The sequence below is a fragment of the Methanoculleus sp. SDB genome (assembly GCA_001412355.1).
Taxonomy (GTDB): domain Archaea; phylum Halobacteriota; class Methanomicrobia; order Methanomicrobiales; family Methanomicrobiaceae; genus LKUD01.
Genome location: LKUD01000022.1, coordinates 29,376 through 39,717, shown reverse-complemented (window position 1 = coordinate 39,717; position 10,342 = coordinate 29,376). Strand labels below are relative to the sequence as shown.

Here is a 10,342-nt window from a genome sequence, read left to right as displayed (position 1 = left end):
ACCCAAGGACGCGGGTTCGATTCCCGCTGGATCCGTACGGCGGCACTGTTCGGAAGATGTGTGAGAATCTGCCGGATTGTACCTGCAGAATGCATTATGATTCGGCAGTGCCCGCGAAAAAAATGGTTATTCTATCCGGATGAATGCTCCGCCGCTGTTCCCGATCCTGATGGCACCGGCAATGTCGGCCCTGTCGTCCGGTGCATCCGGGGCTTTTGCAGTAATCCAGATCAGGTACTCTCCGGGATTGAGATTCCGGCAGTCGAGAGAAGTTGCATATGCTGCCGGAATCGGGATCGGATTCACCGCAACGATTTGCTTGAATCTGACAGCGGTGGGGTCACCGACACGCTGATACCAGAGGGACTGGGTCACGTCGAATTGGCCGGTATAATTCAGGTCCCATGTGAGCTGGAGAGTATCGACAAACGTATCGCGGTTGGGGCTCTCGAAATTCTCGAGGGAGAGGGACATGAAATCTATTCCCGTCGCGTTCAGGTTCGGCACGGCGGTAATGAATGTATCGGGGAGCGCCAGGGTGCCTGCTCCGTTGTCGAAGCTGATCAGCGAATCCGGGCCGAATATATTGATATTGCCTCCCTGGAGCACCCGCAGCAGGAAATGCGCTTCCCATGTCTGGTTCAGCCGGATGGTCCCGATATCATCCACGGTGAAATTAAGGCTCCGGCAGGCGTTCCAGTCCGCCCTCTGGTCTTTTGATGTCAGGGGGATGATAGTGTGCGTGAAATTCCAGCTCTCGATGGTTGTCGAGTCTCCGACCTGGTAGACGTACTCTACGATGTCGGCCGCATCACCGGCGTAGGATACATTGTTGATCTCGATGCCGTCAAACATGATGTCCATGCTCGTGTCGACACCCGCTGCGGTCTTCAGATCGCCGGCGATCTCCGTATAGATCGCCGCAAGGTCGTCACCCGTAGGGGCGTGGTAGTAGGTACCGTTGGACTCTGCCGCATATGCCTGAAGATCGGCCTCATTGCCGGAGCTCCCCAGCCGGATCGTATAGATTCTGATATTGTTGTTCTTTATCCAGGTGATGACACTGCCCGTCCCCGTTTCGGGGAAGGAGGTGACGCCGTACCCGCCCTGCGGATCGCCGCCGGTGTTCCAGTCACCGTCGGTGAGCAGAATAACCGCTTTGACCGCACCCGGATTTGAATTGGCGATCAGCTCCTTGCCCGCCTCGTACAGGCCGTACCGCATGGGTGTGCCGCCGTTCGGGACCAGCGAGGTGATCGCGGCATCCACGACCGTATGGTCATAGCTCAGCGGCAGGTCAAGCGTGGCGTATCCCCCATAATTTGTGGGATTGCCGGCATAGTAACTGCTGACATAGCTCCAGTCGTCATATGAGGTGGAGTCTTTCCCGGCCCAGTACTTGTAATAATACGAGAATATATCGGTATAGCCATAATTGCCGAACGATACGAGGCCGACCTGGTCACGAGCAGGAGACATCTCCCCGTTAAAAATCTTGGCGGCATTCATGGTCGACACCATCCGGTCGGGATAATCCTCCAGCATGCTTCCGGACCGGTCAATACAGAGCATGACATCGATGGGATCAGGCTGCAGCGCCCACCCGTTTCCGACAAGCCGGACCGTCACGTCAACGGTTTCATTGACTGCAACGGTTTCGGGATCAACCTCCGTTTCGACACTGAGGTAGGGGAAATTCTTCCACTCAAGCGCCACGGTTCGTGAGGTGGTATTCCAGATTGCCAGGATATCACACGATGCTTCCGCCGTTTCGTCATAATGTGCCTTCTGCCAGTCGGTCTCGAACGTGCCGGGTATGAAATTCACAATGGCATATCCGTTCTGGTTTGTGCTGGCGGTGGTTGAAACAAGCGAGGGAGGGCTGATCTGTGCGGAATCATTGACCTGATTCAGGATTTGGAATGTTACAACTTGATTTTGCACGGGATTGCCTTTCTGGTCCAGGACTTTTGCCCGCAACTGCGAGACGAGACCCGCATCCACATCATGGGAGGGCATTACCTGCGGGCTTGCCGTCAGCAGCATGTCGGTGGGATCGGTGCTCACAAACTCGAGACTCTGGTGCGACACGACGCTCGCGTTCACATCCGACCGCGCCGTAATTTCGATTACGCCTGTCGTATCGCGCGGCCCGAACGTGACCCTGATCTGACCGTCCGAATTGGTGCGAAGCGTTTCCGCGACACCCGTATCCGACGGCGTGATAGTGACCGTAGTATTGCCCGAAGGATTCCCGTACCGGTCCTCCAGCAGGTACGTCAGGAAAAAGAGGCTTTTCCCGTCGGCTGGGATAAAGGGAGGATTGCCCAAACCCGGCTGTACGGAGACGCTTATCGAAACGGGTTGAGAATCGCCGATAACGGGGATGGCCAGCCAGCGGGACGGGACTGCCTGTGCCGGGTCAATGAGAATGATGTTCGTTCCAACCTGCCGGGATGCCCTGAATTCCACGGATATCGTGCCGGATGCATCCACAGGTTCTGAAAAATCGGTGACATACGTCATTCCGTTAAAGAATCCGGCATCGTCCGGAGAGCACGTAAACCGGATCTTTTCTGCCTGATTCAGCCGGTTTTCATCGGCCTCGCGAAGATTGTCGACGGGATTTGTAAAGATATCCTGCATGCACACAACGATATCAGTCGCTTCATTGACCGTCAGTTCGCTGATGGGGCTGATCGATGAAATGCGGTACGGCAGATTATGGTCTATCTTCTGGTCGAGGGTTTTCGTTACCACCGACGCATTTCCCCCTTCAGAATACCAGATTTGAGCTTCGATCGGTGCGATTCCGCTTTTCGTGGAGCCGAATGTCGTGGTGTACGGTGCGGTTGTCACAACCGTGTGATCCACCTGGCCAAACGATGCATCAGCACAGGAAAACACTACCTGTGAGATGGTGACACCGGGAATCGATCCGTTCAGCGCGGCACTGATTGTCGCACTCCCTTCACCCGCTACAAGCCAGTCCGTGTCGGAATTCAATGTAAAATCCTGTGCGGTGGCGGCAGCGGCCGGATTGCATAGGACAGCGCACGCGGTGAGCAACAGGATGAGTGCTCTGTGTTTCATGGTTATACCCCTCGTTGCAGTGCAATGACTGGAAGACGGAATCAGCGTGCCGGATCAACGGGCAGGAAGTACAGCGGAACGGGTATGCTCCGTGCTGCACAAAGAGGGAGACCGGCACGTATATACCGATAATAAACTCCAAAAATATATAATGATTTCGTCAATGAATAAACATTAGAGATAATCAACTTAATAAAATAGTGTATCTATTCTATCAAAATATACGATTTCCCCGCCGCCCCGATCCGGATCCATCCGTCAAGATATTTGAGATCTTCGGGCGCATCTGCCGCCCGTGCAATAATCCAGATACGGTATACCATGCCTCCCGCCAGTCCGTTTCAAACGTTCCGGGAACAAAGTCGACTATCGCATATCCGTCGGCATTGGTCACGGCAGATGCCGATTGAAGGGCCGGAGGGCTTACCTGTGCCGCGTCATCGAGACAGTTCACTATCTGAAATTCCACCGTCTCGCCTTCCACCGGATTCCCTTTGATATCCATCACCTTGGCCCTCACCTCGGCAACGAGCGTATCACAGACATCATGGCTTGCCATCACCTGAGGACTTGCCGTCACGAGCATGTCGCAGCCATCCATCGATACGAACCCGACCTCCCGGCTCACAGAGACAGACGCATTGACAACAGAACGGGCCGTTATCGTGATGATTCCGGTTCTGTCACGCGGGCCGTACGTGATCAGGATCTGCCCGTCGGAATTCGTCCGCGATGAATACAGCTCACCAGCTTCCGATGTTGTAATAGTAACGCTCGAATTGCACGCCGGATTGCCCAAGTGATCGGCGAGCGCGTATGTCAGATAGAACCTGCTCGTGCCATCGGCCCGTACATAGGGAGGGGTGTCGACATTCGGCTGGATGGAGACGGTTATTGAACAGGGTTCCAGCGTGCCGGTGCCGGGAATGGAGAGCCAGCGCGGCGGTATCCCCGCCGGGGGTTCGATGAGTATGATATTTGTCCCGATATAGGGTGATGCCCGGAAGAGTACGGAGGCTTCTCCCCCCTCACTCACAGGGCTTTCCATTGTCGTGGCATATGCCGCACCATCCCAGAATCCGGCATCGGCAGGGGAGCAGTTAAACTGAATGGTTTCCGCATTCCCGGGCACCCCTTCATCTGTCTCACGTCTGCTGTCAATGAAATTGCCATACTGATCATAGATATCATTAGTAATTATCAAAGTCGGCGCGGCTTCCTCCGACGCGGTGCGGCGCGAGTCCATCGGATAACCAGTGCAACGCCTATCACTACCAGAATTCCGATTCCCGCCACAAAAAACAGTGCCATGTCCAGTTCGGGTGCCAGTACGAGCGAGACGTCGGCAGCGCTCGTGCCGGAGGGTATATCATGAGAGACCGAAGCAGGGCGGTACCCGGAGCAAAGCGCCGTGATATTATATATCCGATGGGCGGGAAGTTCCAGAACGGCAATCCCGGCATCGTCCGTTGTTGTACGGTACTCGCCGTCCACGAGAATACGTGCCCCGGATACGGCCTGGCCGTCATTGTCGGCAACATGGACGGTCACTGCCGCCTTCGCATAAGCAAGTTCGACGGTGAGATCCGTTCCACCGTCACGCATCTCGATCTCCGATGTCCACGTCAGGAATCCTTCCCTCCTGACCTCGACCGTATGCACGCCCGCCTGCAGGTTAAGAAGCCCTGCGCTGCCATAGGTACCGGTCGTCCCGTGGAAGGCATTGTCAATATAGACGGTCGCCCCTTCAACCGGTGTTTTTTCAGTATCAAAAACAGAGATCGAGAGAGAATAGAGCGATTTCGACATGAGATATTCGAACACCGCGTCCTCATCGGTCACGTACCGCGTCTCGGTGATCGTCTGGTACTCGTCTTTTTCACACGTGATGACATAGGACCGCTCCCTCTCGAGATAGAGAGGAAGCGCCCCGTCGTCACCTGAAATGCCTTCTTCGCGATCATTCACGATGATAAGGACACCGGCAAGAGGAGACCGCGTTTCAGCATCCACAACCCGGATGACGAAGAGATCATTCCTGTAGAGCCAGTACTGCACATCCTTTGCACTGTTTCCCATTTCGACAGTCCGGTAGAGAGTATCGTACCGGGGTGCCAGGATCTCCACATTATAGGTTGCACCGGCCCGAACGTCGAAATCCACACCTCCGGCAGCAGTGGAACGTCCGGAATCGGAACCCTCCTCACCGTCCAGTTTTACCAGCACATCCGCGACAGGCTGCAGTGTCATCGCATCATAGACGGTAACGGTGAGAAAGATCGTCTTCCGGGACAGGGATGCGGTCACCCCTGTCGCGGTATCGGAGAGGACGTCGACCCAGTCGTCATACCCCGTCATGACAATCTTCACGTTAAAGGAAGACGTCCGGGCATGCTCGTAGGAGTACTTACCCGAACTCCCCGTCTTTCCGATATAATTCCCGTCAATATAGATCGATGCACCGTCCAGCGGAGCCTGATCGGTTTCGTCCACAACCGTAAACGAGAGCACTGTTGCCTGCGCCGCAGGAATGAGAGCCGCGAGAATTACCAGTGCCACGCAGAGCCGGGCGGCGCCCGCCCCCCTGACTACACCCGTCTGATTCAAAGTCGTCCACCCCTCATGCCCAGTGCTCCGACGGGAGGCGATCCAGCAGCATGCCTTCGACGACGACCGGCATCAGCCTGCGGCCCACCTCAATCGCCTTCTCAAGACGCCACCCTTTTTCAGCATAGATGGTAAATATCGAATCACCCTTCTGCACGCGTGCGCCTTTCTTGGCATGCAGGTAGATGCCTGCCCCGTTGTCAGACGGGGCTCCGGCAGCCCGGGCAATCGTAATGAGCGCATGATTGTTGAGGTTGATGACATACCCCGTTTCGGGTGCGTGCACGTCAAACGAGTGATCCCCCGGAACGATGTCGGCTGACCTGACGGAAGGATCGCCCCCCTGCACTTCGATGATCGCCTTCATGGTTTCAAGCGCTTTTCCCGATGACAGGAGATCCTGTGCAAGATCGGCACCTGCGCCACGGGCCGCCTTCCCCGCCATTTCAAGTGCAATGCCCGCGAGGGAAATACTCTTCTGTACGAGGGAATTCGGTTCGCGTTCTCCCTCCAAAACGGCGAGCGCCTCTCTCACTTCAAGGTTTGGACCGATTGAATGGCCGACCGGTGATTCGCCGTAGGTAAGGGCACACTGGACGCTCATCCCGAGGCGCTCTCCGAGTTCGATGAAATCGCGTGCGAGTTTTCTCCCTTCCTGTGCGGTTGACACCTTCGTATTCTCCCCCACCGGTATGTCGATGACCACAAGATCAGCACCCACAGCGGCTTTTTTTGCCATGACACTCGCCAGCATCTGTCCGCGGGCGTCGATCTTGAAGGGATACTCGACAAGAATGATCCGGTCGTCTGCCGGTGCGATGTTGGTTGCGCCACCCCAGACAATGGTACCGCCCACTTTTTCGGTCATCTGCTGCACTTCCGATGCGGAAAACTCGACGGGTGCGATCACTTCCATCAGATCGGCCGTCCCTCCGGCTCCGGTAATCGCACGGGAACTCGTCTTGGGGATTTTCAGGCCTGTTGACGCGATGATCGGCACAATCAGCAGTGATATCTTGTTTCCCGGAACACCGCCGATTGAATGCTTGTCCACGATCGGGTGCGAGGAGAAATGGAGCTGATCACCGGTTTCGACCATCGCCCGCGTCAGATGCTCGATCTCGTCCATATCAAGCTCATTGATGTACGAGGCGGTGACAAACGCCGTCAGTTCGGTAGGAGAGAGATCTTCGTTGACAACATCCGAAATAATCTCAAACATCTCCGTCTTGTTCAGCCGCATTCCGTTCATTTTTTTCTTGATGTGGGCGATCGAGACAGGGGAGGGCGCTTCACGCACCTCGATCGAGTCGTCGTCGGCAACCATCAGGCGATCATTGGTGAGGCGGTAGATCCCGATCGTGCCCTGGTTAATAAGCGACGATGTCGTGTCCACGACGGCGGGAACGGCAATACCGCGGCTTTCGTGGATGACCTGCACCCGGTCACCATCAAGAACGCCGATGAAGCGGGCGTCTGCACGATTCAGAAGCACACCGCGACTTGTGATATCCATCAATCGAACCGAGAGTTTCATAGAGACACCTGTTCATGACCCCGGAAGTCTTCCCGTACTTGGATGCGGGACAATATAAGCGAACCGATGAACAGGGACGGTTTTGGCAAGGGAGTAATGCGACCGCCGGAGCGGACGAAAAGATTCGCGAAAAGAAAAAAAAAGTTTAGTGTTTCCGGAGCACCAGAACAGCAACTGCACCAAGACCGATCAGGGCAATAAGTGCGCCAAATCCGGGGGTTGCAGTGGGCTGTGCGGTCGGGGCTGCAGTAGGTTCTGCAGTCGGTTCTCCCGTGGGCTCTGCGGTCGGGCCTGCGGTCGGGGCAGTTGTCGGGGCTGCGCCAGCGAGCACGTTGAAGGTCGCGGTTGCAGTCTGGCCTGCCTCGATGGACTCTACCTTGACGATGTACTCGTCGGGCTTGAAGGTAGCTGCGTCCACGTCGAATGCCCAGGTGTTGTAGGTGTCGCCCTTCGTGATGGCGGTAGTGCCGGAAGCGCCGCTGAATTCACCGCTCTGGGTCTTTTCAGTGGGCTTGAACGAGGAGGAAACAACCTCAACGAGGAGTTCATCTTCGACTGCCAGGTTTGTTGTACCGGTGATCGTGAACGTGTCACCAACGAACTTGTCGCCAATCGGATCGATCTGGATCCAGGGTTCCTCTACGAGGAACGTGAGTTTGGTGTAGGTATCGTCGATGTTCGGGTCGTTGATCGCCTGAACGAGTGCCTCTGCGGCGTCGGAGCCCTGCAGGCTGCCTGCACCGTCAACGATGAAGACATTCTGGCCACCGCCGGTGATTGCGTTGCGGACCCAGGTGACTGCACCAACGACGTTCGGAAGAATGTCGAACTGGTCGTTGTACATCGGGTGCTGGACCACGACGAAGTACTGGCCGCTGGCCATTGCCGCGGTGATGCCGCGGGTCATCTCATACGAGAATGAACCGTCATCCTCAACGGTTTCGGTTGCACGGAGGTAGTAGTTCTTGCCGAGTACCCAGACTGCGATACCCTGCGTGGGGTTGCCTTCTGCAGTGCCGGTGATGAAGAGCTTGTCACCCTTTGCAACGGTTGATGCGGAGGTGGTTGCGGAGACGAACGGCTTCTTGACAACGATGGAGACCGTTGCGTACTTCACGTTCGTCAGGTCGCCCTTGTTGTTGGGCTGCGAGGCTGCGTAGATCGTGTAGGTACCTGCGTCAAGGCCGACACTTGCGGTGTCCCACTTGAACTCCCAGGTATCGTCGGTCTCGACGGTGACCTGCTTGAAGGTATTGACAGTGTTGGTAACGGACGCTGTGCCGATCAGATCGAGCCGCTCACCGTTGGTGTTCAGGTTGGGACCGGTGATGAACAGGTAGATGTTGCTCGTGTCCGTGTTGGTACCGGAGAGGGTCACTTCCTCACCAAGGAAGTAGGTCTGGTCGCCGGATGCCGTCAGGGTAACGGCGCCCTTCTCGACTTTCACCTTGACGGTGTCGTACTTGGTGAGGTCGAGCGGGTCAACAACCTTAATGGTGAAGCTGCGGTCGTCGGTGGCTACCGAGGTGTTGAACTCGATGGGCCGGGTTCCGGATGCGGACGTGGTGACGATTGCTCCAGTTCCGAGGAAAGCTGCTTCATCAGTGACAGCTCCATTAATAACGCCATTTGCAACCGCGGTACGGTTTACGCTGGGCTGTCCCAGAAGGATGACCGGGTAGTCGTTACCGCTGGTGAGCGAGGCGTCCTTGATGTAGACGTAGTAGTTCTTCTTGCTCTCACCGGAGATGGTGGTCACGAAGCTGTTGCCGCGGACGACGGTGTCCTTGTCGGACTCGATCTTGAGGATCTGGCTCTCGACCGTGAACGTCACGGAGTTCGAGTTTGCCGCGTAGTCGCTGAACCCGCCGGGGCGGACCCACTTGACGACGGCGGAATAGGTGCCTGCCTCAACATCCGTGAGGACGGATGCCGCGTTCAGTGATTTCGCAAGATCCGTGTAGAGCTGCGAGTTGTTCAGCCAGATCTTCGAGTAGTCGACGGTGCCGAACGTGGTAATCTTACCGCCGCCGGGTGTCGTCAGCTCGACCTTCACCTGTGAGTCGTAGTATGTCGTGCCACCGATGGTGTACTTGTAGTTCGCACCGACGTAGGGAGCGGTAATCTTGAACGCAAGGAGAGTTGCCTTGGTCACACTCTTGCCGTTGATCGAGTCGGAGTGCGAGGTGTTCAGGACCACATCAAGGGTTGCGGTCGGCTCACGGATCGTGGTCGTGTTGCTGAACGTCGAGTTGATCACGCCGGGGAACGGATAGTATACACCGTACTGACCGGCGACAGCGGCATCAAGCACATCAAAGCTTGCCCTGTTCGAGACAGGGATCTCGTTGAGGAGAGCCTTTGTCGGGTCGTCATCGCTGTATTTTCTCAGCGACGTCACGGTGGTCATAGCCAGCTGCGTGACATTGTTCAGGTTAAGACCTGTTTCATACACAAAGATAGTGTCGCCATCCTGTACATCGGTAATGGCGCCGATCCTCGCTGCTGCGGGTGCAACAACAAGAGATGCCGCCAGTATCATGACAACGGCGATTACCATTGCTTTTGTAATACTCTTCATACAAACCTCCTTTTCGTTGAACTCTGAGGGGAAGGGTCCCTGATGCATTCGACACCTGTCGAATACGGATTCACCAAGCCCCATACTCCGAATGACGGAATATACTCCACTATTTGGGGGACACTTAATATATCCTTTGTGGTTGGTCGAACCAGAAAATCCGCGAAGAAGAGCGGGAATGCCTTATTCAGATGCACTGCGCATTGTAACCATCAGGATCTGACGCCTGCATGGTTTTTCATTTCAGTACTCATGAAGGGCGGGGTTCTTCTCCCCGCGGAGGTCTCCGACCGGACAGGGAGAGCACCGGATCGATGCAGGGGCGCCGGTGCGGCATTCCGGAGGCATGAAACTGTCCCGGAGGAGAATTTTTCCCGCTCCTGCAACGGAATCGTCACTTTAATAATAGTGCAGGAACAACAAAACAAGGCAAAGCAGCCCGGTAGTGTAGCGGTCAATCATGGGGGACTCTGGATCCCCCGACAGCAGTTCGAATCTGCTCCGGGCTATAGTCTTTTCGTCAC

Annotated in this window: 5 protein-coding genes and 1 tRNA gene; 1 reads left to right on the top strand and 5 read right to left on the bottom strand. The window is 55.8% G+C overall.

The genetic code is table 11. The features are described from left to right. Positions 1-126 precede the first annotated feature (126 nt). The 5 genes from APR53_07935 to APR53_07915 form a co-directional block, all read right to left on the bottom strand. Complete coding sequence (locus APR53_07935) at positions 127-3,093, bottom strand: hypothetical protein (GenBank protein KQC05387.1); 2,967 nt, start codon at positions 3,091-3,093, stop codon at positions 127-129. Positions 3,094-3,307: 214 nt separating this feature from the next. Further along, on the bottom strand, positions 3,308-4,297 hold the full coding sequence (locus APR53_07930) for a hypothetical protein (GenBank protein ID KQC05386.1): 990 nt from the start codon (positions 4,295-4,297) through the stop codon (positions 3,308-3,310). Next, positions 4,294-5,700, bottom strand: a complete 1,407-nt coding sequence (locus APR53_07925; protein KQC05385.1) for a hypothetical protein — start codon at positions 5,698-5,700, stop codon at positions 4,294-4,296. Before APR53_07925 ends, APR53_07930 begins: the two co-directional genes overlap by 4 nt. A 13-nt stretch (positions 5,701-5,713) precedes the next feature. After that, on the bottom strand, positions 5,714-7,237 hold the full coding sequence (locus APR53_07920; protein ID KQC05384.1) for a thymidine phosphorylase: 1,524 nt from the start codon (positions 7,235-7,237) through the stop codon (positions 5,714-5,716). Positions 7,238-7,382: 145 nt separating this feature from the next. Next, on the bottom strand, positions 7,383-9,818 hold the full coding sequence (locus APR53_07915; protein KQC05383.1) for a hypothetical protein: 2,436 nt from the start codon (positions 9,816-9,818) through the stop codon (positions 7,383-7,385). Positions 9,819-10,254: 436 nt separating this feature from the next. Between APR53_07915 and APR53_07910 the strand changes: the two genes are divergently transcribed. Further along, positions 10,255-10,327: transfer RNA gene (locus APR53_07910), tRNA-Gln, on the top strand. The last annotated feature ends 15 nt before the right edge of the window (positions 10,328-10,342 follow it).